We start from the raw sequence: 24403 nt of genomic DNA on the forward strand, positions 1-24403 counted from the left end.
TATGGGCTGTCTGTGGGCCCGGATCATGGCTAGGCCTGCGCGCTCCTGGCGTCGCGCCGCCGTGCCACATAGCGGAGCAGGGCCCAGATCGCCGCGGCGTTGACCAGAGCGCCGACCAGGACCGGAACGTAGAAGCCGAGTCCGTCCCACATCGAGGGCTCAGCGGCCACGGACGTGTCCGGTACCCAGTCTGCGGGGAGCGGGTCCGACTCCGAGGGGTAGTCCGTGGGCAGCTTCGTGGGCGGCTCAGAGCCGTACTGGGGATGGGGATCCATGGGCGGGGCCGAGTCCAGGGCGTCCACCGCGGGTCCGAAGGCGCCCAGCAGCAAGAGGCTGACCGGCGCCGTGGCCAGGATCGGCCAGACTCCGAAGAACCCGATGTCCCCGATCCGGCTGCCGACCGCGACGTAGACCAGCATCGCGACCACCAGTGCCAGGTACGCGCCAGGCACCCACATTTCAGCCTTCGACCAGCGCCGCACCATGGCGTTCCCCGTTCCGATTCCACGTTCCGCTTCGTTCGACCTGCACCCAGTCTCGAAGCTGCCGAGGACCGCCACCTGAGTACGCCTACTCATCCTGCTCGGCCCTGCGTACCTGGTCGGAGCCGTGCACGGCAGGCACGCCGGGGACACCGCGCAACGTATCCCCCATGTCCGGCACACGGTGCCGGAGGCTTGGGGGTCGGACCGGTGGACGTGGCCCACCGGGCCGGGCACACCTGACGGTCCTGTTCCGGTTCTGGGTTCGCAGTACACCGGGGGACCGGCGGACGGCGTCCACTCTGAACTGCTCAGGGCGCGCTGGTCGCAGGGCTGCCCGCCATCAGTCCACCCGGCGCCGACCTCGGGGTGACTACCGCCGAGAACGAGTTCGCCCCCATCCCGTCTCCGGCAGTCGGCAGTCGGCCTTGCGCAGCGCGGCGATCTCGCAAGCCGCCTCGCCGCGTAATACAGGCAGCCGAAGAACCCCGCCATCTGCCCCTCCTTGGCCGGCGCGGCGTCGTCCCGTCTGCCGTAAGGCGTGCGGGGGGAATCTCGGATTGCGGGCCGGCTGCCGGTGTGCCGGGGCAACGGCGCAGGCCAGGCCTGGTGCGAGACGGCCCCGAAGGTCTGGCCGCAAGGGGTTGGGGGAGTGGGCGAAAAGCCGCATTGGTTCTTCCGAGTGGTGTTTGTCGGAAGATCGGCGCGTGTGATGAACGCAGTGCGGTTGCCCCCACATCATGACGAATGTATTCAGATCCGCCCGTTGGAACATCGTGAATCGAGGCACTCCGTCATGACTGACCGCACCATCCTCACGTCGATCTGGACCTCCGTCCTCGCCGCCCTCGTGGCCGTCCTCTCCGCCCTCGGCTTCGGCGGCAAGACGGCTCCGGCCGCCGCATCCACCGTCGGTGGCGCCGCCGCGGCAACCGTCACCGCCCCCGTGCGCCGGCCGGTCGTCACGGCCCCGCGGAGCTGGCGGGAGATGATGCGGGGCGGTTCGCTCCCGCCGACGCTGAAGCAGCGCATCCGGGCCGAGGCCCACGGCAAGACTCCCGGTGTCCGCCGCTCGACCACCGCCGCAGCCATGGGTGCCGCCCCGGGAACCGCCGCCCGCATCCTGGCCCCTGTCGGAGAACCCGCCGCCCGCGTCCTGACTCCCACCGCGGAACCCGCCGCCCGCGAGGCGCTGGCGCTCGCCGCGTAGTCCCGTACGAGCAAGTCCGCACGAAGCAGGACCGAAGGCAGGACGGCAGGCAGGATCACAGCTACGTCAGCAGCACAGGCATGTCGGCAGCACAGGTACGTCAGCAGGACCAGGACCACAGACAGACGGAAGCACGGCACGCAGAAGCAGGAGCGCAGGCAGGCGCTGGAGCCCGGTCGGTCGTGACCGCGGATCGCGCCGCGCGGTGTCCCCGTAGCGGGGCACGGATGGATCACCCCGGCGTGCGCCGGGGAGCGTGCCGGGGGCGTGAAGCTTGGCATTGCAGGGCCGCAGGCCCGGGAGACGGTGGGGTTCCCGGACGGCGCGGCCCTTTTCGGCATGTCCGGGTGCGGCGGTTTGGTGGAACGCTCCCTCGTCAGCACAGCGGAAACGCGAAAGAGCCGTTGTCGGCCGCATCATCGGCAGCGGCGTGGGTGGCGACAACAACGGCAACTCGTTCACCTCGCGGCAGGTGGCCACCGGCTCCGGTGCCTCCAACCAGAACAACACCGCGGAGGTCAGCGGCTCGGCCTTCACGGCGCTCCACCAGTCCAACTCGAACGTGGCGGTCAACTTCCGCCGTTGCTGGTAACAGAGGCATCAGTCGCTCCGAATCTTGAAGGCGCCCGTGCGGCCGGACCGGCTGGGGTCAGGTAGCGCGGGCGCCCTCGCGCAGGCCCGGCTCCCCCTCCCCGTCTCGGCCTTGACACCACAGGTGAATCTGACGGACAGTCAGTTACCTCGATGATGCGATGCCGGGAGGCCTGCGCCGTGCACCTCGCCCCGTCCGAAGGCCAGTCGCGGCTCCGTGCCGAACTGCGCGCGTACTTCAAGGAACTGCTGCCCGACGGGGTCCCCGAGGATCCGGCCCGCCAGCGCGCACTTCTGCGCCGCATCGGCGCCGACGGACGGCTGGGCCTCGGCTGGCCCGTCGAGTACGGCGGGCAGGGCCGCGGCGCAGACGAGCAGTTCGTCTTCTTCGACGAGGCCTACCGGGCCGGCGCCCCCGTGTCCATGGTCACGCTCAACACGGTCGGCCCGACCCTGATGAAGTACGGGACGCGGGAGCAGAAGGACTACTTCCTCCCCCGGATCCTCGCGGGCGAGATCGTCTTCGCCATCGGCTATTCGGAGCCCGAAGCCGGCACCGACCTCGCCTCACTGCGCACCCGGGCGGTCCGCGACGGAGCCGACTGGCTGGTCGACGGACAGAAGATCTTCACCTCCAACGCCCAGAACGCGGACTGGATCTGGCTGGCCTGCCGGACCGACCCCGGGGCCCCGAAGCACAAGGGCATCTCGATCATCCTCGTCCCCACCGACGACCCCGGTTTCTCGTGGACCCCGATCGACACCGTCGGCGGGCTCACGACCACGGCGACGTACTACGACTCCGTCCGGGTGCCGGCCGGAAACCTCGTCGGCCCCGAGCACGGCGGCTGGGGACTGATCACCAACCAACTGAACCACGAGCGCGTGGCCCTCGCCGCCATCGGCATGCAGGCCGAGGACTTCTACGAGCACGCGCTCCGGCACGCCCGCACCGCGGACCCGGTCACCGGAGAGCGCCCCGCCGACCTGCCCTGGGTACGGTCCCGCCTCGCCGAGGCCCATGCCCGGCTGGCCGCCGTACGCCTCCTCAACTGGCGCCTCGTCCAAGACGTGGGCAGCGGCAGCCTGGCCCCCGGCGACGCCAGCGGCGTGAAGTTCCTCGGCACCGAGTCCGCCGTCGAGGTGTACCGCATGTGCCAGGAGGTGGTGGGTGAGGAGGCGCTCGTACGGGGGCCCGCGGCCTTCGCGGGCGGCGAGCTCGAGCGGATGAACCGGGCCGCGCAGATCAACACCTTCGGCGGCGGGGTGAGCGAGGTCCAGCGGGAGATCGTCGCCATGATGCGGCTCGGCATGAAGGGGAGGAAGCGATGACGGCGGACGCACCCGGCACGGCCGAGGAGGCGGCCCGGTTCCACGCGCTGCTCGCGGCCTTCGAGGGGCAGCCGGCCGCCACCGCCGGCCGGGGCAAGGACGCGGTCAACGAACCGATGATCCGCCACTGGTGCGAGGCGATGGGCGACACCAACCCCGCCTACTCCGGGCCGGACGCGATCGCTCCCCCCACCATGCTCCAGGCCTGGACCATGGGCGGGCTCTCCGGTCACTCCGACCGCTCCTCCGCCTACGACGAGCTCTTCGGGCTCCTCGACGGTGCCGGCTTCACCTCCGTCGTCGCCACCGACTGCGAGCAGGAGTACCTCCGTCCGCTGCGTCCCGGCGACACGATCACCTTCGACGCCGTCATCGAGTCCGTGTCGCCGCGCAAGACGACCAAGCTGGGCACCGGCCACTTCGTGACGACCCGGATGGACGTCCGAGCGGGCGGGCAGCCCGCCGGCACCCACCGCTTCCGGATCCTCAAGTACGCACCTGGCGGAAGGCCGGCCAAGGAGCCCGAGTCCCGCCCGAAGACCGCCGCGCGACGCCCGCGCCCCGTGGTCAACCGCGACAACCAGGGGTTCTGGGACGGGGTCCGGGACCACAGACTGCTGATCCAGCGCTGTACCTCCTGCGCCACCCTCCGCTTCCCCTGGCTCCCCGGCTGCAACGCCTGCGCCAGCCCCGGATGGGACACGGTCGAGGCCTCCGGCACCGGCACCGTGTTCAGCTACGTCGTCATGCACCACCCGCCGTTCCCGGCCTTCGATCCGCCCTACGCGGTCGCGCTCGTCGAGCTCGCCGAAGGGGTCCGCATGATCAGCAACATCACCGGTGTCCCGTACGACAAAGTGCGCATCGGCCTGCCCGTGCACCTGGAGTTCCTGCGCGTGGACGACGACCTCGAACTCCCCGTCTTCCGCGGGAGCGAGGGCTGATGGACTTCCACCCCACCGAGGAACAGGCCGCCGCGGCCGGCCTCGCCGCCCGGATCTTCTCGGACCTCGCCACCCACGAGCGCCTCGCCGCCGCCGGCACCGGCAGTGACGCCGAACTGTGGAAGGCCCTCACCGCCGCCGGACTGACCGCGGCCGTCGAGGAGATCGGCCTGCTCGGACTGGTCCTGCTGCTGGAGGAACAGGGCCGCACCACCGCACAGGTTCCCTACGCCGCCACGTGCGCGTACGGGATCCTCCCCGTGGCCGCCCACGGCAGTGCGGAGCAACGCGCCCGCCTGCTGCCCGCACTCGGCAGCGGGGACGCGGTGGCCACCGGAGCCTTCCCGGCCCGCGGCCGGATCACCGCCGAGGGCGGCCGGCTCACCGGCACCGCCCCCACCGTCCCCTGGCTGCGCGACGCCACGCACGTACTGGTCCCGGATGCCGAGCGGGCGCTGTGGCTCGTACGAACCGACGCGCCCGGCGTACGGACGTCCCCCGTCGAGACCACCGCCCCCTGGTCGGCCGGCCGGCTGGTCCTGAGCGGGGCCGAGGCCGAACCCATCGGGTCCGACGACGCCTACGAGCACACCCTCGCCGCCGCGCGCACCGCCTTCGCCGGGCTCCAGGCGGGCGTCTGCGCGGGCTCGCTCGCCCGCGCCGTGGAGTACACCTCCACCCGCGAGCAGTTCGGCCGGCCGCTCTCCACCAACCAGGGGGTCATGCTGCGCGCGGCAGACGCCCACATGGACACCGAGGCGATCCGGGTCACCACGTACGAGGCCGCCTGGCGCATCGACCAGGGGCTCGCGGCGCACGAGCACGCGCTGACGGCCGCCTGGTGGGCCTCGGAGGCGGGCAAGCGGGTCGTGCACGCGGGCCAGCACCTGCACGGCGGCATGGGCGCCGACCTGGACCACCCGGTGCACCGGCACTTCCTGTGGGGACGACAGCTGGACGCCTACCTGGGCTGCGGCAGCGAGCTGCTGGCCGAGCTGGGAGCTTCGATAGCCGAGGGAGAACAGGCATGAACGTCGGCGACACCCTGCCGCCGCTGGAGATCGCGGTCACCCGCACCCTGATCGTCGCGGGCGCGATCGCCTCCCGCGACTACCAGGACGTGCACCACGACACGGCGCTCGCGCGGGAGAAGGGCTCCCCGGACATCTTCATGAACATCCTGACCACCAACGGACTGGTCGGCCGCTACATCACCGACCACCTCGGGTCGCGGGCCGTGTTGCGCAAGGTGGCCATCCGCCTCGGCGTCCCCAATTACCCGGGGGACACCATGACCCTCACGGGCACCGTCACCGCCGTGTTCGGCAACACCGTCGAGATCCGCGTCGTCGGAACCAACGGCATCGGCCAGCACGTGTCGGGAACGGCCACCGCGGAGGTGGCGGAATGAGCGTCCGCACCCGGGACCAGCTCGGCGGCCGGGCCGCGATCGCCGGCATCGGCGCTACCGAGTTCTCCAAGGACTCCGGCCGCAGCGAGCTCAAGCTCGCCGTCGAAGCCGTGCACGCGGCCCTCGACGACGCCGGGCTCACCCCGGCCGATGTCGACGGCCTGGTCACCTTCACCATGGACACCAGCCCCGAGATCACCGTCGCGCAGGCGGCGGGCATCGGGGAGCTGTCCTTCTTCTCCCGCATCCACTACGGCGGGGGCGCGGCCTGCGCCACCGTCCAGCAGGCCGCCCTCGCCGTCGCCACCGGGGTCGCGGAGGTCGTGGTCTGCTACCGCGCGTTCAACGAGCGCTCCGGACGACGCTTCGGCTCCGGCGTCCAGCAGCGCGAGCCATCGGCAGAGGGCGCGGCACTGGGCTGGTCGCTGCCCTGGGGGCTGCTGACCCCTGCCTCCTGGGTGGCCATGGCCGCCCAGCGCTACCTGCACACCTACCACCTCACTCCCGAAGCCTTCGGGCACGTCGCGGTCACCGACCGGCGGCACGCCGCGAACAACCCGGCCGCCTATTTCCACGGCAAGCCGGTCACCCTCGCCGACCACGCCGCCTCACGCTGGATCGTCGAACCGCTGCGGCTGCTGGATTGCTGCCAGGAGACCGACGGTGGCCAGGCCCTCGTCGTCACCACGACCGAACGGGCCCGCGCCCTGCGGCACGCGCCCGCCGTGATCACCGCGGCAGCGCAAGGCGCCGGACGCCGCCAGGAGGGCATGACCTCCTTCTACCGCGACGACCTGACCGGCCTCCCGGAGATGGACGTGGTCGCGCGCCAGCTGTGGCGCACCAGCGGGCTGCGACCCTCCGACATCGACGTCGGCATCCTCTACGACCACTTCACCCCCTTCGTGCTGATGCAGCTGGAGGCGTTCGGCTTCTGCAAGCCGGGCGAGGCCGCCGACTTCGTGGCCGCGGACGCGCTTGCGCTCAACACCCACGGCGGCCAGCTCGGCGAGGCGTACCTGCACGGCATGAACGGCATCGCCGAGGCCGTCCGCCAGCTGCGCGGCACCTCCGTCAACCAGGTGGCGGGAGCCTCGCACGCACTCGTCACGGCCGGCACGGGAGTGCCGACGTCCGGGCTGATCCTCGGCGCCGACGGCTGAGACCCCGGTCCGTGCCGGCCCCGCCCCTCCACCTTCAGGGGGTGGGGATGGCCCTACTCCTACAACCTGAGATGGATCCCCCATCGGCACCTACGGGCGATTCCAGGGGTGGCGGGCGCTCCTAGCGTGGAGACATGACCCCGCCTGTTTGCACGCTCGCCTCGACCCCGACGCCGTACCCGTCGTTCTCGGCGTACGTCCGGACCCGCGGCACCGTCCTACTGCGCACCGCGCGCTCCCTCACCGCCAATCCGTGTGATGCGGAGGACCTGCTCCAGACCGCCCTCGCGAAGACGTACGTGGCTTGGGACCGTATCGAGGACCACCGCGCACTGGACGGCTACGTCCGGCGGACCCTGGTCAACACCCGTACCTCCCAGTGGCGCAAGCGCAAGGTCGACGAGTTCGTGTGCGACGAGCTCCCGGAGACCGAGCCGGCTCCCTCCTCCGACCCCGCCGAGGCGCAGGCGCTGCGCGACGCGATGTGGCGTGCGGTGACCCGGCTGCCCGACCGGCAGCGTGCCATGGTCGTCCTGCGCTACTACGAGGACTTGAGCGAGGTGCAGACCGCCGAGCTGTTGGGGGTCTCGGTCGGCACGGTCAAGAGTGCCGTCTCCCGCGCGCTGGGCAAGCTCCGTGAGGACCCGGAGCTCGCCCCCGTCCGTTGAGACAGGCGATGTTTCACGTGAAACAAGGGGATGTTTCACGTGAAACACGAGCGGGTTCTACCCCCGGGTAGTGACAGACCGACCGGTACGTGCGCAGAATCGGCAGCATCCGTAGCCGCCGCAGCGCCGCAGCGCTCACCGGGAGGACGCTTTGCTCAGCACCATGCAGGACGTACCGCTCCTCGTCACCCGCATACTCCGTCACGGGATGACGATCCATGGGAAGTCCCAGGTCACGACCTGGACCGGGGAGGCAGAGCCGCACCGCCGGAGTTTCGCCGAGATCGGCGTCCGGGCCACCCGCCTCGCCGGCGCCCTGCGCGACGAGCTCGGAGTGCAGCAGGACGACCGGGTCGCGACCCTCATGTGGAACAACGCCGAGCATGTCGAGGCGTACTTCGCGATCCCCTCCATGGGCGCCGTCCTGCACACGCTGAACCTGCGGCTCCCCCCGGAGCAGCTGGTCTTCATCGTCAACCACGCCGCCGACCGGGTCGTCCTGGTCAACGGCACGCTGCTGCCGCTGCTCGCACCTCTGCTGCCGCACCTGCCCACCATCGAGCACGTCGTCGTGACCGGTATGGGCGACCGCTCCGTGCTCGACGGCCTGAACGTGCGCGTGCACGAGTACGAGGAGCTCCTCGAAGGCCGCTCCGACAGCTACGACTGGCCCGAGCTGGACGAGCGCCAGGCGGCCGCGATGTGCTACACCTCCGGCACGACCGGGGACCCGAAGGGCGTCGTCTACTCCCACCGCTCGCTCTACCTGCACTCCATGCAGGTCAATATGGCCGAGTCGATGGGGCTGACCGACAAGGACACCACTCTCGTGGTCGTTCCGCAGTTCCACGTGAACGCCTGGGGCCTGCCGCACGCCACCTTCATGACCGGCATCAACATGCTGATGCCGGACCGCTTCCTCCAGCCCGCCCCGCTCGCCGAGATGATCGAGCGGGAGAAGCCCTCGCACGCCGCGGCCGTCCCGACCATCTGGCAGGGGCTGCTGGCCGAGGTCACCGCCAACCCGCGTGACCTGACATCGATGAAGCAGGTCACCATCGGCGGCGCGGCCTGTCCGCCCTCCCTGATGGAGGCCTACGACAAGCTCGGGGTCCGCGTCTGCCACGCCTGGGGCATGACGGAGACCTCCCCGCTGGGCACGATGGCGCACCCGCCGGCCGGTCTGAGCGCCGAGGAGGAGTGGCCCTACCGGATCACGCAGGGCCGCTTCCCCGCGGGCGTCGAAGCCCGTCTCGTCGGTCCCGGCGGGGACCTTCTGCCCTGGGACGGGGCGTCGGCCGGTGAGCTCGAGGTGCGCGGCAACTGGATCGCGAGCGCCTATTACGGCGGTGCGGCCGGCGAACCCTTCAAGCCCGAGGACAAGTTCAGCGCCGACGGCTGGCTCAAGACCGGGGACGTCGGCGTCATCAGCCCCGACGGCTACCTCACCCTCACCGACCGCGCCAAGGACGTCATCAAGTCCGGCGGCGAGTGGATCTCCAGCGTCGAGCTGGAGAATGCGCTGATGGCGCACCCCGAGGTCGCCGAGGCCGCGGTGGTCGCCGTACCCGACGAGAAGTGGGGCGAGCGGCCGCTGGCGACGGTCGTCCTCAAGGAGGGCGCGACCGTGGACTACACGGGGCTGCGCGAGTTCCTCTCGCAGTCGATCGCCAAGTGGCAGCTGCCGGAGCGCTGGACGATCATCGAGGCCGTACCGAAGACCAGCGTCGGCAAGTTCGACAAGAAGGTGATCCGCCAGCAGTACGCGGACGGCGCACTGGACGTCACCAAGCTCGCCTGACGCCCCGGGCCCCGAAGGGGCCTAACCCCGCGTGAGCCATGGCCGCAGCAGCCTGCTGACGGCGGGCATGGCCACGTAGGTCATCAGCGTGCTGAACACGACGGCGAAGGCGGCCGTCCGCAGTACGAAGTGCAGGTCCACCAGGTACGGCCCGAGCACCGCGTTGCCGACGAGCGAGATCGGGAAGATGGCCAGCCCCGAGCTGATCGCCATCTTCCACCGCGGCGGCGCGGGACGGGTCGTACCCGGCTGGGCGAACCAGGTCTCCATGCCGTGCAGTTCCCGCCGGGCTATCTCCGTGTGGTGGTGGCCCAGGCAGTTGGAGAACCACTGCGCCCGCTCCGGGGAGTCCTGCCAGCGCTGGAAGGCGGCCTGGTTGCGGAAGCGGTGGACCAGGAACCACGGACCGCCCTCCGTCGCCGGCCGGAAGAGCCCGTAGCCCAGGTGGTCCGGAAAACCGGCGGCCGTCTCCAGGATCCCGTGGGCCCAGGCCTCGAACGCCTCCTCGTGCCCCGGCTCCACCTGTCGCGCGATGAGCAGGTTCACCTCCCCGTTGTCGGCGGGGACGGTGTGCTCGGTCGTGTGGGTGATGGCCATCGGTCCAGGATCGCTAGTTGGTGCCGATCTTGGCCAGCAGGTCCACGATGCGGCCCTGGACGTCCGTCGTGGTGGCCCGCTCCGCGAGGAAGAGCACGCTCTCGCCCGAGGCCAGGCGCGGCAGTTCGGCCGGATCGATGCCGGTCGCCGTGTAGACGACCAGCGGGGTCCGGTTCAGCTGCCCGTTCGCCCGCAGCCAGTCCACGATCCCGGCTCGCCGGCGGCGCACCTGCATCAGGTCCATGACCACCAGGTTCGGCCGCATCCGCGTCGCCAGCTCCACCGCGTCGGTGTCCGCACCGGCCCGGGCGACCTGCATGCCGCGCCGCTCCAGGGCCGCGGTCAGCGCGGTCGCGATCTCGTCGTGCTCCTCGATCAGCAGGACCCGGGAGGGGTGCTGCTCGCTGTCGCGCGGAGCCAGCGCCTTGAGCAGCACGGCCGGATCGGCTCCGTACGCCGCTTCGCGCGTGGCGTGCCCCAGCCCGGCCGTGACCAGTACGGGTACCTCTGCGGCCACGGCGGCCTGTCGCAGCGACTGCAGGGCGGTCCGGGTGATCGGCCCGGTCAGCGGGTCGACGAACAGCGCGGCGGGGAACGCGGCGATCTGCGCGTCCACTTCCTCGCGGGAGTGCACGACCACCGGGCGGTAGCCGCGGTCGCTGAGCGCCTGCTGCGTCTGCACGTCGGGCGCCGGCCACACCAGGAGCCGGCGCGGGTTGTCCAGGGGCTCCGGCGGGAGTTCGTCGTCCACGGGCTGCGGCACGGGCCGGTTGACCACCTCGACCGCACCGCCCGGGCCGTCCAGCGGCTCGGGACCCTCGTCGGCGCCCGCCTCGGGGGCGCCTATGGCGAAGGCTCGGCCCTGCGGGCTGGGCTCGGCGAGTCGGCGGCGTCGGCCGGACCCGGAAGCCGCAGCGGGGGCCGCGGCGGAGGGGTCGACGGCGATGCCCTGGCCGAGGGTGCCCAGAGCGCGCACACTGATCGGCTGTGCGGCCTGCCCCTGCGCGGGCACGTCCTGCGACTGGCGTGCTCCGGGGACCGCGACGTGGCCGGTGGCCCCGTCGCCCTCGGAAGAGGTGCGGGCAGCCGGAACCGGCCACGCGGGGGCGCCGGCCAGCGCGCGCCGCCGCCCGGTGGGGTTCTCGGCGGGTGCGTCGGACGGTGCGGCCGGCGCCTCGGGCTCCGCTCCGGGGGCGCCCAGCGCCCGGCGGCCACGCCGCCCGGCCGGTGCCTCGGCGTCGGGGCCGGCCTCGCCCGCGGGGGCGGCTGCACCGGGGCCCGCGGGGGCGGCTGCACCGGGGCCCGCGGGGACGGCTGCGGCGGGGCCCGCGGGGGCCGACGGAGCGGGGGCCGGACCGGCCGGCAGCGCGAAGCCGCCCTCCGGGGCGATGGGCCGCGCCGGAGCGGGCGTCGGACCGAGCCCCGTCGCCGGTACGGGACCGCCGGGGTGCGGCGGACCGGCCGGACCCAGCGCCCGCCGTCGGCCGGCCGGGTGCTCGGCCACCGGCACCGGGGGCACCGTGGGCACGGGCGGGAGCGCGGGCATCGCGGTGCCCTGCGGCTGCGCGGGGCGACCGGCGCCGCCCTGGCCCTCGGCACCGCCGCCGTTGTCGTCACCGGCCCGGCCGCGCCTGCGGCCGGTTCCGAGGCCCGCCGGGTTCACCGGGGACTGGGCGAGCTCGGGCCCCGCGGGCGGGCCGGCCTCGCCCGCCCGCCGCCGGCCCGACGGCAGCGCCAGTGCGCCCCCGCCTTGGCCGGCCTGCGCGGCCTCGGGCCCCGCGATCTCGTCCTCCAGGAAGGCGTCCACTCCGCGCCGGCCCCGCCGGCCGCCGGAGACCTTGCCGGGAGCGGCGCCCGCTTCCGTCCCGGCGCCGTCCGGGCCGGTGCCAGCCGGGGGCGCCTGCGCCGACTCGGGCAGGGTCACCGTCCCGGCACCCGAGCCGAGCGGCAGTTCCAGCACGTAGGCGCCGCCGGGCGCGCCCGGGACCTCCACCGTCTGCAGCACGCCGCCGTGCGCGGCGACGATGCCCCGGACGATCGGCTCGTGGACCGGGCTGCCGCCCTCGTAGGGGCCGCGCACCTCGATCCGTACGACATCGCCTCGCTGCGCGGCGGCCACCACGATCGTCGAGTCGCTGTACCCGCTGCCCTGACGGGTCTTGCCGGTGGCGTCCACGCCGGCGACGTCCGCGACCAGGTGTGCGAGGGCGGTCGAGATCCGCTCGGCGTCCACCTCGGCCTCGATGGTCGGCGCGTGGACGGCGAACTGCGCGCGACCGGGCCCGATCAGCTCGACCGCGCCGTCGACGCCGGCCGTGACCACGCCGTTGATCAGGACCTTTTTCTTGGCGAGCTTCTCGCGGCCGGCGTCCAGGCGCTGGAAGCCGAGCACGTTGTCCACCAGGGTGGTCATCCGCGCGTAGCCGGCGGCCAGGTGGTGCAGCAGCTGGTTGGCCTCGGGCCACAGCTGTCCGGCGTCGTCGGCGGCCAGGGTCGCCAGCTCGCCGCGCAGCTCGTCCAGCGGGCCGCGAAGCGAGTCCCCGAGGACGGCGAGCAGCTGCGCGTGCCGCGCTGCGAGGGCGTCGTAGGGCCGGCGGTCGGTGAAGGTCATGACGGCGCCCACGAGCTGCTCCCCGTCCCGTACGGGAGAGGTGGTCAGGTCGACGGCGACCGGCTGCCCGGCCTTGTTCCACAGCACCTGCCCGCGTACGCGGTGCTTGCGCCCGCTGCGCAGGGTGTCGGCGAGCGGGGACTCCTCGAAGGGGAAGGGCGAGCCGTCGGCGCGGGAGTGCTGGACCAGGCCGTGGAGTTCGCGGTTGCCCAGGTCGGTGGCGCGGTAGCCGAGGATCTGGGCGGCCGCCGGGTTGACGAGCACCACCCGTCCGTCGGTGTCGGTGCCCACGACGCCCTCGGCGGCGGCGCGCAGGATCATCTCGGTCTGCCGCTGGGAGCGGGCCAGCTCGGCCTCGGTGTCGACGGTCTGCGAGAGGTCACGGACCACGAGCATCAGCAGCTCGTCACCGGTGTATGAGGGTTGCGGCTCGCGGTAGGCGTCGCGGCCGTCGAGGTGGGCGCTGGTGACCTCGACGGGGAACTCCGACCCGTCGGTGCGGCGGGCGACCATCCGCTTGGGCTTGGTCCGGCCGCCTTCGTCCTCGCCTGGCCGGCGCATGGAGCCGGGGATCAGCTTGGAGTCGAACTCGGGCAGGAGGTCGAGCACGCCCCGGCCGACGAGCCCGGTGCCGGGGCTCTCCATGACCTCGAGGGCGATCGAATTGGCGTTGACGACCGTGCCGTTGGCGTTGACGAGCAACAGCGCGTCCGGAAGGGCGTCGAGTATTGCTGCGAGGCGAGCAGCGCCTCGGGATGGCCTGCTGCTCACGACGAGCTTCCTCCCTGACCAACGACTACCGGCAAGTCACGGGAGGAGTCTAAGGCCACAGGCTCGCGGCGGGGTGGCCGATGTGGGGCCGGCGACTCCCCTTCCGGGCATCCTCCCAGGTCAGGAACGCCCACTCGGAAGCAGAGGTTCCAACTCGTCCCAGCGCTTGATTTCGCATCCGTCCGTCCTGCGGAAGGTGGCGTTCACCTTGTGTCCGTTCCATGTTCCGGTGACGCGCGCGGTAGCGGGCCCCCCGTACTGCTTGGTGCAGATCTGGTCCGGGGGTACGGGGGCGAAGGGGTTGCGCCCCTCCTCGGCGAAGCGGTCGAGCCGCGCGCAGGCGCCCTCCGCCTCGGGGTGGTCACCGCCGACGGGGCCGCATTCGAGCTTGTACTCCCGGTCCAGCTGGCGGTTGCCGGTGTCGGTCATGGTCATGGTCAGCCGGTCGGGCGGGGCCAGCAGCTGTCCCAGGGGCAGAGGGGGCAGCGGCCCGGCGGCCGCGGTGGCCAGGGCCGAGGTGACGGCGAAGGCGGCGAGACGCAGCATGGGCACTCCAGGTCGTCCGTACGTCATACGCCTGACCAACGACGCGAGCGCGCCGATGTTGCGTGCGGCGGTCCTTTAAGGCTTTGCCCTCGGCCCGTTCCGCCTAGTACCGTGGGAGCGGATTGGTGAGGGGCCCTGCGCCTGTGTCATCATCTGCACGCACCCTCGTACGCGGGGGTGTGCTGGAGGCGTCGCCTAGTCCGGTCTATGGCGCCGCACTGCTAATGCGGTTTGGGTCTTACCACCCATCGAGGGTTCAAATCCCTCCGCCTCCGCAGTTCATCGAAGCCCCGGTCCATCAGGACCGGGGCTTCGACGCGTTCCGAGCGTTCCAGGACGTGCGCGCCGGCCCGGGCTTGCGTGGCGGACAGGGCGTTCCGGCTCGGCCCAACCATTGCGCGAACCCTTGCGGACGATCTTCGTCCGGAGTGTTTCCGCAGGTCAGGATGGGTCCGGGTAATGGATTTCGCGTCCCGGCGAGCTCCATGTATTGTTGTTCTCGCAAGGCCAACGGGGCGAAAAACCCCGGGAAGCCCAAGCACTCGTAGCTTAACGGATAGAGCATCTGACTACGGATCAGAAGGTTGCAGGTTCGAATCCTGCCGAGTGCACACAGGCCAGAAGCCCCCTGGAGATTCTCCAGGGGGCTTCTGACATCAGCGGGTGACATCAACGTCTCCGGAACTCCATCAGGCGGCCGGCGGCTCGCCGGGAGCCTCACCCTCCTCTTCGAGTGAATCCTCGATCCCGAGTGCGTCCTCCATCCGCTCGGCGGCAGCGCGCAGGGTCGACTCCATGACATGGGCGTAGGTGTCGAGCGTCATCGTGATCGTGCTGTGGCCGAGCGTCTCCATGATCGTGCGCGCGTCGACGCCCTGAGCGAGCAGCAGTGAGGCGCAGGTGTGGCGCAGGTCGTGCACCCGCACCCGCCGGACCTTGGCCTTGGAGCACAGGAGCGTGAGCATGCGATTCAGGCTGCGCGGGTCGGTCGGGCGCCCCGTGGCGGTGGTGAAGATCAGCCCGCTCGGCTGGTGGTCGAGCGGCTGCCACTTCTTGCCCGCGATCAGCCGCTCCTCGTCCTGCGCCGTCTTGTGAGCCTTCAGGGCTTCCACGCAGCGCTTCGGCAGGGAGATCGTTCGCAGGGACCGGGCGGTCTTGGGCGTGCCGAAGATCAGCTCACGTCGGATCCTCTGGAGGTTCCTCCGCACCCGGAGCTGCCCGGCGGCCAGGTCGATGTCAGACCAGGTGAGGGCTAGGGCCTCGCCTCGTCGGAGCCCAGTGGATACCAGTAGCAGCCACAGCGCGGAGAGGCGGTGCGGGCGAGCAGCCTTGAGGAGCATCCGGGTTTCTCCGGCGGTCAGCGGGTGCACTTCTTCCCTCTTCACTGTGGGGGTCTCCACGATCCCGGCGACGTTGCGCGCGATGAGTTCTTCCCGGACTGCCTGCTGAAGAGCGGAGCGCAGAACTGCGTGGACGTACTGGACGGTCCGGGCGGATGGGCTGCGCTTGCAGCACCGGTTCACGGCGCAGCAGTTCCGGTCGCCCTCAGCCCGCGCCGCGTCCGCTCCTCGCAGGCAGCAGAGGCACCCGCTCTTGAAGTCGGTCAGGAAGAGTCGGATGTCGGCGGGGGACAGCCGGTTGAGACGCTTCTTCGCGAGCGCCGGCCGGATGTATAGGCGGGTCAGCCCCTCGTAGCTGTTCAAGGTCGCGGGCTTCAGGCGGTTCGGAGCGACGGCAGCGAGCCAGTACGTGAGGTAGTCGCCAAGGGCCATCGTGGACGTGGCGGCAGGGATCCCCTTGTGGGTCTTGTCCTGCATCTCGATGAGCTTGACGCTGACCTCGTCACGGGTCTTGCCGTAGGCGAACTTCCGAACGCGGGTGCCGTCGGGCCGGAAGACGTAGGCCGCAGCCTGATAGCGGCCGTCGCTGCGCTTCGTGATGGTGCCTTCGCCGTTGGCGCGTCGCTTGGCCATCAGGCAGCCTCCTCAAGTCGGTTACGGATGTACGTGTGCAGTGAGTCGGCGGGGATGCGGCGGGCGCGTCCTTCGGTGTAGCTGGGCAATGCGCCGGAGCGGATCAGGTTGTAGACGGTGAAACGGCTGAGCCGGAGAGCGGCCATGACCTCGGGGACTGTCAGGGCTTGGTGGGTGGTGGGCAGAGTCGAACTCACTGCGACCTCCGGTCGTCGGTGCCTCGTTCGTCGCTCTGGGGAATCCGCAACATCCGCCACGCCGCAACAGGGCTGGTCAGGGGCGTGAGTTTGTGGCGGATCCCGGTTTTGTGGCGGATCGGTGCCGCCACGCGTGGACGTGGCGGCACCTGGGGTCGCGGGTGGCTATCCGGCGACGGGGAAGAGCGGTGTGGCGGTTTCCGCGTGCATGTGGCGGATGGCTGTGGCGGCTTCCGCCACAGATTCACCCCCGCTGACCTGCGGTGTGGCGGCTGTGGCGGATGTTGCGGACTTCTGGGGGTGCGGGGGGCAGTAGCGGGCCCAGGCGTCCGCCAGGTCCTCGGCGTAGTAGCCCTTGGGGGTGGCGGAGCCGACTCGGATCCCGCGGGGCTTGATGGGCTTGTTGGTGGCGGTGACGTACTGGCCGAGCATCTGCGACAGCATCCGGGAGCTGAGGGGCTTGCCGTCCATGTCGGCCCAGGGGGCGTCGTCCATGCGCAGGAGGCATTCGAGGATGGCCGCGGTCGGCATCCGCTCCTCTCCGCGGAAGACCTGATCACGAAGATCCGTCAGGAGCCGGATGCCGAGCGAGGAGGCGTCGTTCTCCTTGGCGGCGGCGACGAGTTCCAGGCAGGCGGCGCTGGCCCGCTGCGGCCAGTCACCTCCTGCTGCTTCGGCGACGGAGAGGAGCGGCTCCCATACGTCCGCCGGCCGGTCGGTGATTCCGTCGGGCATGGTCGGCCAGGACTCGGTGACCCGCTTGCGGACGGACTCGGCCCAGGCGGCGAGGCGGTCGCGCAGGGCGTTGCCCTGCTTCTTGTGGATGCGCTCGCGCCAGGGCTCGCACTTCTCGTTGGGTGCCTTCTTGCGCATGCGGATGATGACGGAGCGGGTGAAGACGGTGTCGGGCAGGGAGCCGAGCCCGGCGAGGGCCACGGCGCTGAAGGCGGGGAACCCTTCCACGGTCTGGTTGGCGCCGTCCCCGACACATCGGTACATCTTCCGGCCGCGGCTGTGACCGGCGTTGAGGAACTTGCGCAGGTTCTCATCGCCCGCGGCCTTGGGGCCGAAGATGGTGTCGATCTCGTCGAAGAGGATTGTGGGCCTGCTTCCTTCGACTCCGGCCACGGACCGGAACAGCGCGGACTGCGAGGCGTCCACCGCGGCCATGGAGTTCGGCACCAGGGTTTCGATCACGTCCAGGGCACGGCTCTTGCCGGACCCGGGCTCGGGCGAGAGGAACGCGATCCGGGGGGTGGCGTCGAAGGCGTCGAGCAGGTGCGCGTGTGCGTCCCACAACGTCACGGCCACGTACGCCGCCTCACGCGGGAAGATGTTGAACCTGCGGTGGAAGGCCTCCACCTCGTCAAGCAGCGCGGCGCCGTCGATCGGTGCGGCGGGCGTGGTCGGGTCGCTCATCAGCGGCTTTCCCTTCAGAAGAGGCGAGGAGGGGGCACACGGTGCGGTGCTGCTTGTGGTCGGCAATCAGGGCGAGCACGCGGGTCTGGCCGGCGGCGAACAGGTCCCGCCCGCACTGGCACCAGGACCGGGCGGAGGGGGTGATGCCGCGGCCGGGGGCGACGATGTGGAGCCACGCCACGGGCCGGCGTCCGTCGTCGGCGTGCGGGTCAGAGCGAACAGATGTAGGGACGCCTTCGGCGACGACTTTCAGCGCGCTACTGCCGTCCGGAGTGGGGGCCGGTTGGGCGGGGCTGGGGCGGGCGGTCATGGCGCCTTCACCAGCGCGGCGCCGAATCCGTTGGTGACGGCCCGCTCGGCGTAGGCCTCGGGGACGTCTACGGACACGGCCGCGTCGATGATGTGCCGGGCGAGGATCTCCAGACCGCAGGGGCCGGGGCATGCGGTGTGCTGCTTGGCGAGGAACCGGGCAACGCCGTAGGCCTTGGACCCGGCGCCCTCCTCCCGGCAGGCGGTAATCCTTGCCAGCCCGCGCTCCAGGCCGGTGCGGACGAAGGTGTCGTTGTGGCGGCAGCCGGTGGCGACGGATCGGTCCCAGGTGGCGCGGGCCGGTGAGGAAGAGTCCACCGACCCTCCCCGGGAGCGGGTGGATGTGGACTCTTCCCTGCCGACCAGGGCGCGGACGGCGTCCGGCAGGGCGGTCATGGTGCCGGTCCCGGTGTTGATCCAGCGGGCGTAGGACATCAGAGACTTGATGTCCACGCCGGGCCGGACCCCGTTGGCGGACTGCATGGCTCCTCGGTAGATCCAGTGCTCACCCCGGGTGGTAGCCACGGTCTTCGTCGCGGGGAGGGCCTGGCGGGCCCAGGCGACCGCTTCGGCGTTGTCGAGGTCCACGACGGTGAGCCCGGCTCCGCCGGGGTGGTAGGCGACCCCTCCGGCCTGCCGCCAGGCGCGGGCCCATGCCGGGGAGGTGAGGACTGCCGGGGCGGTGGTGGCGGCGGCCCAGGCGTGGCAGGGAGCGGGACACTGGCAGGGTCCGGCGAACTTCATGTTCGGGCGGTCCCCGCACCGGCAGGGCCCGGCGCCTTTGCTGCTGGTGCAGGCGGCACAGTTCCCGACGGGGAGCTTGCTCGCGCGCAGGGGCAGGACGGGCAGGGCGATCCCGGCGAGCCACAGGGCGGTACGCAGGTGACCGGTCGTAGCCCTCATGCCGCCACCGCCCCGGCCGGGGTGCGGGCGAGGAAGGCCCGGCCGAGCCACTCCGAGAAGGCCGGCGGGATGGCCTCGGTGAGTTCCTCGTGGACGTCGGTCCAGTCGATGCCCATCGCCTGCTGCATCTCCGCGACGGTGGCCTTGCCGCCGCCCTTGCCGTAGGCGGCGACGTACGGGCCGTCGCGGTATTCGCCGTGGCGCCAGCCGCGGACGTAGCCGCGGTGCCGGACGTGCTTGGGCTTGGGTGTGCTCCAGCCGCCGAGTTCGAAGTTGCGGTGCCGGAGTACTCCGAGTCCGAACATCTCCCCGCACAAGGTGATGTCCTTGCGGACGTCGGCCTTTCCGTCGGGCTGCTCGATCACGTACGGCAGACCAGACGCGTCGAGGAGTTCGCGGGTCGGGGCAACAAGGTCGACGTGCCGGCCGCCCCAGCCGCGGGACCGGTTGGTGCCCACGGTCAGCGCACACCGCTTCTGGCACGGCGGCGAAGCGTGGATCACCGAGTAGCGGTGGATCTCACCGGAGGCGATGAGTTCGGCGAGGAGGGTCAGGGCGTCGCCCTGTCGGAACGCGAACGGGTAGTGGTCGGACCTATCGATCACGTCGATACCTACGACCGTGAATCCGGCGCGGTGGTAGCCCATGGCTGCGCCGCCGGCGCAGCAGAACAGGTCCAGGAGTAACGGCCGATCGTCGGTGTGGTCCTGCCGGATGTGGGCGGGGTGGGTCATGCTGGAGTCCTCCACAGGTCTGTTGATGGGTTGTGGATGAGGGCGGCCCGGTCTTTGGCGAGAGGGGGCCGCCCTCGTTGTGTTCAGTGGCGGGTGTGGTCGGTAGCCAGGTCGGTCAGCCGTTTGGTCTCGTCGGGGGTGACGTGGCGGTAGCGAACCGAGACTCGGCAGCCGGGGTGCGGGCAGCGGACGGTGCGCATGCCGGTGAGGAGCGCGGCCGCGTCGGCGACGCGCTCGGGCAGGGGCTGCTTCACGGGCTGTCCTTTCAGCGGTTGTTGAGGGTTCCGGTGGCGCGGCCGAAGACTCCGGTCGCGGTGATGTTCTGGGTGATGTGCTGCACCGGCTTCGCACCCCGGCCGCCCCTGCCGCGGCTGGCGCGGAGGAGGAGTGGGGCGAGGGCGCTGGCGGCGATGAGGGCGACAGTGGCCCAGAGGGCTTCGGCCATGGCGAGGACTCCGGGGGCGGCGTAGGAGATCCCGAACCCGGCCGCGGCGATCCCGCCGCCGAGCGTCGGCGCGAGGAGCGCGGTCGTCCTGGCCCACCGCGGAATCGACTCTCGGACCGGTTCCGGTTCTGCGGCCGGGGCCGGGTTGGGGTGGGTGTACGCGAGGGTGCGGACCCCGTTGGGGAGGGTCACCCAGTCCACGCCCGGCGGGACCTCGGACGGCAGCAGGACGGTGTGCGGCTCGACCGGCCGGGGCCGGTGGACGGGGTCGCCATAGCGGGTGGCGGGGGTGAGCGGCTGGTGGGGTTCGGTGGGCACAACGCGGTCCCTTCAACGGGACGGGCACCACACCTAAACGTCGAGGTGTGGCGCCCGTACGGCTTGTCGCGTGCTTGTCGTGTGGCTTGTCGTCCCGCTTGTCGCGTGCCTTGTCTTGTCGCTTGTCTTGTCGCTTGTCGCCCCCGAGGTCAAAGCCGGTTTCAAGCCCTCCAGAGGGCTGGGGAGAGGCCTTGTCGACGGGAAGGCGACAAGCGACAAGGGGTCACGCGTCGGGGGTGTGGGCGTGGTGGACGTAGCGGGTCTTCGTGCCCGCCCCGACCCGCACCGCGAGCCCCTCGTCCGCCCATTCCTGGAGCCATCCGCTGATGGTCTGCCGGTTGGTGCCGTAGGTGTCAGCGAGGGCGCGGGCGATCGCGGACGCTCCGGTGCCCTCGGGCCCGGCGGCTTCCAGGGCGGCGAGGGCGGCCTCGCGGGCGGCGTTGTCCTGCTCTCCCCGCAGGGCGGACAGGTTCAACCCGCCCGGCACAGTCTTGGGTGCCGGGGTGGATTCCGGTTCGGGGTCGGGGGTGGTGGCGAACTGGGCGTCGATCTGTGCGCGGAACGCTTCGGCCAGCCGGTCCTCGTCCGACGCGGTTGCGGTGCTCTGCCGATGGGCGCTGAGGTTCAGCCCGCTTGCCGGGGCGGCTGCCGTCGGGGTGTGGTCGGCGGGTTCAGAGGGTGTGTGGGTGGTGATCCATGCGGTGCGGTCGGCGTCCCAGCGGCGGGCGTAGTCGGGCCCGGCGGCCTTGGCGGAGACGCTGTCGAGGTAGGGGTGCCGGTCGCTCGTGGCGTGGACGATGTCCCGGATCTGGGCGGGCAGGATCCGCCACGTCCCGAACAGCGCGGCCGGGGATTCGGGCGTGCCCATGAACCCGGACCCCTTGTAGGGAGCCTGCTCGATCCGCAGGCCTTGTGCACCGGGGAACAGCTTGGCCAGGTCCATGCCCTCGGTGGCGCCGCCGGTGAGGGCGACGCGGGTCTTGGCCTCGCGACGGATCATCAGGTCGCCCAGGATGGAGCTGGTTGCGCCGAGGGCGGTGAGGACGGTGCGGATGCCCATCGCGCGGAGCATCCGGATCACTTCCAGGATCTTCTTCGCCAGCTCCCGCTTCTGCGGGTCGCGGCTGACCAGGATCTCCGCGCCCTCGTCGATCAGGAGCATGATCTGCGGGATGTCGTGAGTGATGGGCAGCTTGTCGGTGTTGGCCTTGGCCATGAGGTCCTGGTAGGCGCGCTTGCGGTAGTCCCCGATCCGCAGGGCGGCATCGAGCATCTTGATCGCCTCATCGTGTGAGGCGGCGAGCCAGTCGATGCCCGGCCGTACCGCCTGCTGGCCGTCGCCGGATTCCATGGCGGGGCGGAGCCACGGCAGGCCGGCGGATCCGGCGTTGAGGTCGATGACCCAGGTCAGGATGTCCTCGGCGCGGGCGAACCCGGCCAGAATGACGTGGACCATGTTCGTCTTCCCGGATCCGGTCGGTCCGACGACGAGGGCGCACTGCTCGCGCAGGTAGGCGCAGATCTCGTCCGCGTTGGTCCGGTAGCCCCAGGGGATCCCTGTGTGGATCGACAGGGGGCTGTAGTCGGCCGGGTAGGGGACCTCGGCGGCGAGGACGTTGACGGTGGTGACGTCGATCAGCACCCGCCCCTGATCGATCCCCGGCGACGCGGCGGCCGTGCAGCCGTGCGGCAGCCGGGCATCCGCCGAGAGACGGGAGTTGTCCTTGGCGATCCGGTCGTAGGTGATGCCGCCGGCCGGGAGTTCGGCGTCGATCGTGAACCCTGTCCCGGTCGGCCACATCTCCACCGCCAGGACATGCAGGGTGATCCCGCAGACCCGCTGCACCCGGTCCACCCACTCCGCGGCGATCGCCCGCCGCTCGGCGGAGAGTTCGCGGGCGACCTGCCGTTCGGCGGCGGCGATGGCCTCCAGCTCCCGGGCCTCCTCGTAGAAGCCGACGGAGCGGGCGGCGGCGCCCATGCCGACGCCGAGGACGGCGAGGGCGCCGAGCTTGGTCCACTCCAGGGGGCCGGTGGCGAGCGCCCAGGTGGTCCAGCCGGAGCCGAGGAGCCAGGAGGCGGCGCGGGAGGTGATGGTGCGGCCGGCCAGTTTCTGCCGCAGCCCCGACGCGGTGTGCCCGATCGCACCGACGGTGCCGACAGCGAGGGCCCAGCCGGGCGGCATGTGGGCCAGCGTGCCGACCGTGGCCACCGCGTACGCGCCGGTGGTCGCGGACAGCGCCCCGGTGACGGGGCCATGTCCGGCGGCCCAGTCCAGGGCCAGGCCCCGGTGCTCGACCGCCTTGGTCTTGGTTTTGGTGGCCATCAGACGTTCCATCCCTTCTCGGCGTCGGGGCCGTTGCGGGGGTCTTCGTGGCGGGCGATGTCGGCCTCGTGAGCCTGCCGGAACACCGGCCCCAAGTCCTCCGCGACCGCGGTCGCGCTGTTGAGGGCGCCGTAGATGTCGGCGAACCCGTCCGCGACCTCCTTCTCCAGCGGGAACTCGGAGTCGGAGCGCTCGGCGAGGATCCGCATGATGTTCGCGATCGACCCGAGAGCCTCGGGCAGGCCCTCGACCATGGCGAGGATCTCCATGGCGTTGTCCGGCTCGTAGGCCTGCGCGGCCTGCTCCATCTCGGCGGCCAGTTCCTCGAACCTGAACCCGGAAGCGTTGCTCACTGCGACTCCTTGGCTGGTCGGTGCTGCGGGAACGTGCGTGGTCGGACGAGCGGCCGTGTCCCCCAGCCGCTCACCCTCGATGTCCTGCTCAAGCTCGGCGTCCGCCTGCTCCTCGGCCGCCCGCTCGGCGTCCTCCAGCCCGTTGCGGATGCCGGCATCCCGGTCCTCGCGCTCGGCACGGGCCCGGCCGATCAGGTAGCGGTAGAGGCGGCGGCCGGGGTGCTGCAGCCACGCCCAGCCGAGCTTCCGGCCCAGCGGCGTGGTCACCATCCCGAGCAGTCCGAGCGCACCGCCGAGCGCGGCGGCCAGGGCCCGACGAGCCTGGAAGCGGGCCGCGGAACGCAGCAGTGCCTTCCGGGCCGCCTTCTGCGCAGGGGCTTTGAGCTGCGCGACCCGCGCCCGGTGCGCGGCCTCGCGGACGCCCGCCCGACCGTTCGAGACGGCCCGCCCGGCGGCCCGGTCCCGCGAGCCGCGGGTGGCGGTGGCGGCCTTGTCGCGGACAGCCGCGGCCTTGCTCATGCCCTTGGCCAGCGTGCGGGCAGCAGGACCACGGGCCTTGGAACCGGCGGCGGTGGCCGTACGCTCGGCGGCCTTGGCGGCGCGGCGGGTGTCGGCGACCTGCCGGCGCGCCTGCACCGCCGCCGTACGCGCCGCCGCCCGGGTGGGTGTCTGGGTGCGGGCCTGCTGGCGCAGCGCCTGAACCTGACCTGCCCGGCCACCGGCCAGGCCGCCCGCGGCGTGTGCGGCGCGCTGCCGCAGCGACGGCTTGCCGGACTTGCTGCTGTGCTTGCCGCCCGACCCGCCGGAACGGCTACCAGCGACGGGGCGTCCGGGACGGCTACCGGTGCGGCCCCCTGCGGACTTGCCACCTCCCGCGCCGCCAGCCAGCCGAGTGCTGGTCCGGGGCTGTGTGGGGATCCGGCCCGAAGTGTTGCGTCCCCCGCCGCTCGTGTTCTTCGCGGCCGGGGCCTTCTTCTTGCTGTCCTTGCTGTCCTTGCTGTTGCGGCGGTGGGCGGCGGCAGTGCCGAGGACGGCGGCCCCGGTCATCGCGACCACGGCGGCCACGGGGCCGCCCGCGATCGCAGCTGTCGCGAACAGCCCGGCGGCGGTGTTGGTCCCCGTCAGGGACAGCGGCACCACGGGGAAGCCGCCCGGGGTGTGCTCCACATCCTTGCCAGCCTTCGGGCTGCCGGTGTCGGCAGGGGGCGGGGTGGGGGTGGCTGTTTCGGGGGGAGCCTGCGGTTCGGTGATGGTCTCGGTCATGCTGAACGTGCTCCTTCACGGGAGAGAGAGCCCGGC

The 24403-nt window shown here is 71.7% G+C and carries 22 protein-coding genes and 2 tRNA genes; 11 read left to right on the forward strand and 13 right to left on the reverse strand.

The window, feature by feature from the left end; genetic code table 11:
• Positions 1 to 29: 29 nt before the first annotated feature.
• Entirely contained in the window at positions 30 to 452 is a 423-nt protein-coding gene (locus ACZ3X1_RS09945) for an SCO4225 family membrane protein (RefSeq protein WP_356811083.1), read from the reverse strand.
• A gap of 826 nt (positions 453 to 1278) precedes the next feature.
• Between ACZ3X1_RS09945 and ACZ3X1_RS09950 the strand changes: the two genes are divergently transcribed.
• From ACZ3X1_RS09950 to ACZ3X1_RS09990, 9 genes are all read left to right on the forward strand, one after another.
• Positions 1279 to 1692, forward strand: a complete 414-nt coding sequence (locus ACZ3X1_RS09950; protein WP_356811082.1) for a DUF6344 domain-containing protein — start codon at positions 1279 to 1281, stop codon at positions 1690 to 1692.
• Between the two features lie 280 nt (positions 1693 to 1972).
• Positions 1973 to 2284, forward strand: coding sequence for a hypothetical protein (locus ACZ3X1_RS09955; RefSeq protein ID WP_467278590.1), 312 nt, complete (start codon positions 1973 to 1975; stop codon positions 2282 to 2284).
• Between the two features lie 179 nt (positions 2285 to 2463).
• Positions 2464 to 3615, forward strand: a complete 1152-nt coding sequence (locus ACZ3X1_RS09960) for an acyl-CoA dehydrogenase family protein (protein WP_467278592.1) — start codon at positions 2464 to 2466, stop codon at positions 3613 to 3615.
• Positions 3612 to 4559 carry a bifunctional MaoC family dehydratase N-terminal/OB-fold nucleic acid binding domain-containing protein gene (locus ACZ3X1_RS09965; protein ID WP_467278342.1) on the forward strand — a complete coding sequence of 316 codons (948 nt, stop codon included), beginning with the start codon at positions 3612 to 3614 and terminating at the stop codon, positions 4557 to 4559. Before ACZ3X1_RS09960 ends, ACZ3X1_RS09965 begins: the two co-directional genes overlap by 4 nt.
• A complete protein-coding gene (locus ACZ3X1_RS09970; protein WP_467278345.1) occupies positions 4559 to 5590 on the forward strand; it encodes an acyl-CoA dehydrogenase family protein in 1032 nt (343 codons plus the stop codon). Before ACZ3X1_RS09965 ends, ACZ3X1_RS09970 begins: the two co-directional genes overlap by 1 nt.
• A complete protein-coding gene (locus tag ACZ3X1_RS09975; RefSeq protein ID WP_356811079.1) occupies positions 5587 to 5970 on the forward strand; it encodes a MaoC family dehydratase in 384 nt (127 codons plus the stop codon). Before ACZ3X1_RS09970 ends, ACZ3X1_RS09975 begins: the two co-directional genes overlap by 4 nt.
• Positions 5967 to 7133: a lipid-transfer protein gene (locus tag ACZ3X1_RS09980; protein ID WP_467278347.1), complete on the forward strand. Its 1167-nt coding sequence runs from the start codon at positions 5967 to 5969 to the stop codon at positions 7131 to 7133. The genes ACZ3X1_RS09975 and ACZ3X1_RS09980 overlap by 4 nt, the downstream gene beginning before the upstream one ends.
• Positions 7134 to 7267: 134 nt before the next feature.
• Positions 7268 to 7801, forward strand: coding sequence for a SigE family RNA polymerase sigma factor (locus ACZ3X1_RS09985; protein ID WP_356811077.1), 534 nt, complete (start codon positions 7268 to 7270; stop codon positions 7799 to 7801).
• A 151-nt stretch (positions 7802 to 7952) separates the two neighbouring features.
• Positions 7953 to 9602 (forward strand): long-chain fatty acid--CoA ligase, encoded by a 1650-nt coding sequence (locus ACZ3X1_RS09990; protein ID WP_467278350.1) that lies wholly within the window; start codon positions 7953 to 7955, stop codon positions 9600 to 9602.
• Positions 9603 to 9623: 21 nt separating this feature from the next.
• On the opposite strand, the gene ACZ3X1_RS09995 is transcribed toward ACZ3X1_RS09990, so the two are convergent.
• The 3 genes from ACZ3X1_RS09995 to ACZ3X1_RS10005 all read right to left on the reverse strand — a co-directional run bounded on the left by ACZ3X1_RS09995 (position 9624) and on the right by ACZ3X1_RS10005 (position 14127).
• Complete coding sequence (locus ACZ3X1_RS09995; RefSeq protein ID WP_356811075.1) at positions 9624 to 10199, reverse strand: antibiotic biosynthesis monooxygenase; 576 nt, start codon at positions 10197 to 10199, stop codon at positions 9624 to 9626.
• Between the two features lie 13 nt (positions 10200 to 10212).
• On the reverse strand, positions 10213 to 13581 hold the full coding sequence (locus ACZ3X1_RS10000) for a response regulator (protein WP_467278352.1): 3369 nt from the start codon (positions 13579 to 13581) through the stop codon (positions 10213 to 10215).
• A gap of 120 nt (positions 13582 to 13701) precedes the next feature.
• Complete coding sequence (locus tag ACZ3X1_RS10005) at positions 13702 to 14127, reverse strand: SSI family serine proteinase inhibitor (RefSeq protein ID WP_391698470.1); 426 nt, start codon at positions 14125 to 14127, stop codon at positions 13702 to 13704.
• Positions 14128 to 14311: 184 nt separating this feature from the next.
• Between ACZ3X1_RS10005 and ACZ3X1_RS10010 the strand changes: the two genes are divergently transcribed.
• Together ACZ3X1_RS10010 and ACZ3X1_RS10015 are read left to right on the forward strand one after the other, a co-directional pair.
• Positions 14312 to 14402: transfer RNA gene (locus tag ACZ3X1_RS10010), tRNA-Ser, on the forward strand.
• Positions 14403 to 14665: 263 nt separating this feature from the next.
• Positions 14666 to 14738: transfer RNA gene (locus tag ACZ3X1_RS10015), tRNA-Arg, on the forward strand.
• A gap of 78 nt (positions 14739 to 14816) precedes the next feature.
• On the opposite strand, the gene ACZ3X1_RS10020 is transcribed toward ACZ3X1_RS10015, so the two are convergent.
• The 9 genes from ACZ3X1_RS10020 to ACZ3X1_RS10060 all read right to left on the reverse strand — a co-directional run bounded on the left by ACZ3X1_RS10020 (position 14817) and on the right by ACZ3X1_RS10060 (position 24367).
• A complete protein-coding gene (locus ACZ3X1_RS10020; RefSeq protein ID WP_467278355.1) occupies positions 14817 to 16100 on the reverse strand; it encodes a tyrosine-type recombinase/integrase in 1284 nt (427 codons plus the stop codon).
• Positions 16100 to 16297, reverse strand: a complete 198-nt coding sequence (locus tag ACZ3X1_RS10025) for a helix-turn-helix domain-containing protein (protein ID WP_350990559.1) — start codon at positions 16295 to 16297, stop codon at positions 16100 to 16102. The genes ACZ3X1_RS10020 and ACZ3X1_RS10025 overlap by 1 nt, the downstream gene beginning before the upstream one ends.
• Before the next feature lie 165 nt (positions 16298 to 16462).
• Entirely contained in the window at positions 16463 to 17716 is a 1254-nt protein-coding gene (locus ACZ3X1_RS10030) for a DUF3631 domain-containing protein (protein ID WP_467278358.1), read from the reverse strand.
• A 306-nt stretch (positions 17717 to 18022) separates the two neighbouring features.
• Positions 18023 to 18928 carry a bifunctional DNA primase/polymerase gene (locus ACZ3X1_RS10035; protein WP_467278361.1) on the reverse strand — a complete coding sequence of 302 codons (906 nt, stop codon included), beginning with the start codon at positions 18926 to 18928 and terminating at the stop codon, positions 18023 to 18025.
• Positions 18925 to 19662, reverse strand: a complete 738-nt coding sequence (locus ACZ3X1_RS10040; protein WP_467278363.1) for a DNA methylase — start codon at positions 19660 to 19662, stop codon at positions 18925 to 18927. The genes ACZ3X1_RS10035 and ACZ3X1_RS10040 overlap by 4 nt, the downstream gene beginning before the upstream one ends.
• Before the next feature lie 83 nt (positions 19663 to 19745).
• On the reverse strand, positions 19746 to 19916 hold the full coding sequence (locus ACZ3X1_RS10045; protein ID WP_467278365.1) for a hypothetical protein: 171 nt from the start codon (positions 19914 to 19916) through the stop codon (positions 19746 to 19748).
• 11 nt (positions 19917 to 19927) lie between these two features.
• Complete coding sequence (locus tag ACZ3X1_RS10050; RefSeq protein WP_467278367.1) at positions 19928 to 20425, reverse strand: hypothetical protein; 498 nt, start codon at positions 20423 to 20425, stop codon at positions 19928 to 19930.
• Positions 20426 to 20648: 223 nt separating this feature from the next.
• Complete coding sequence (locus ACZ3X1_RS10055; RefSeq protein ID WP_467278369.1) at positions 20649 to 22751, reverse strand: hypothetical protein; 2103 nt, start codon at positions 22749 to 22751, stop codon at positions 20649 to 20651.
• Positions 22751 to 24367 carry a hypothetical protein gene (locus ACZ3X1_RS10060; RefSeq protein WP_467278371.1) on the reverse strand — a complete coding sequence of 539 codons (1617 nt, stop codon included), beginning with the start codon at positions 24365 to 24367 and terminating at the stop codon, positions 22751 to 22753. The genes ACZ3X1_RS10055 and ACZ3X1_RS10060 overlap by 1 nt, the downstream gene beginning before the upstream one ends.
• Positions 24368 to 24403: the final 36 nt, after the last annotated feature.

This window comes from Streptomyces sp. NPDC023541, assembly GCF_055559995.1.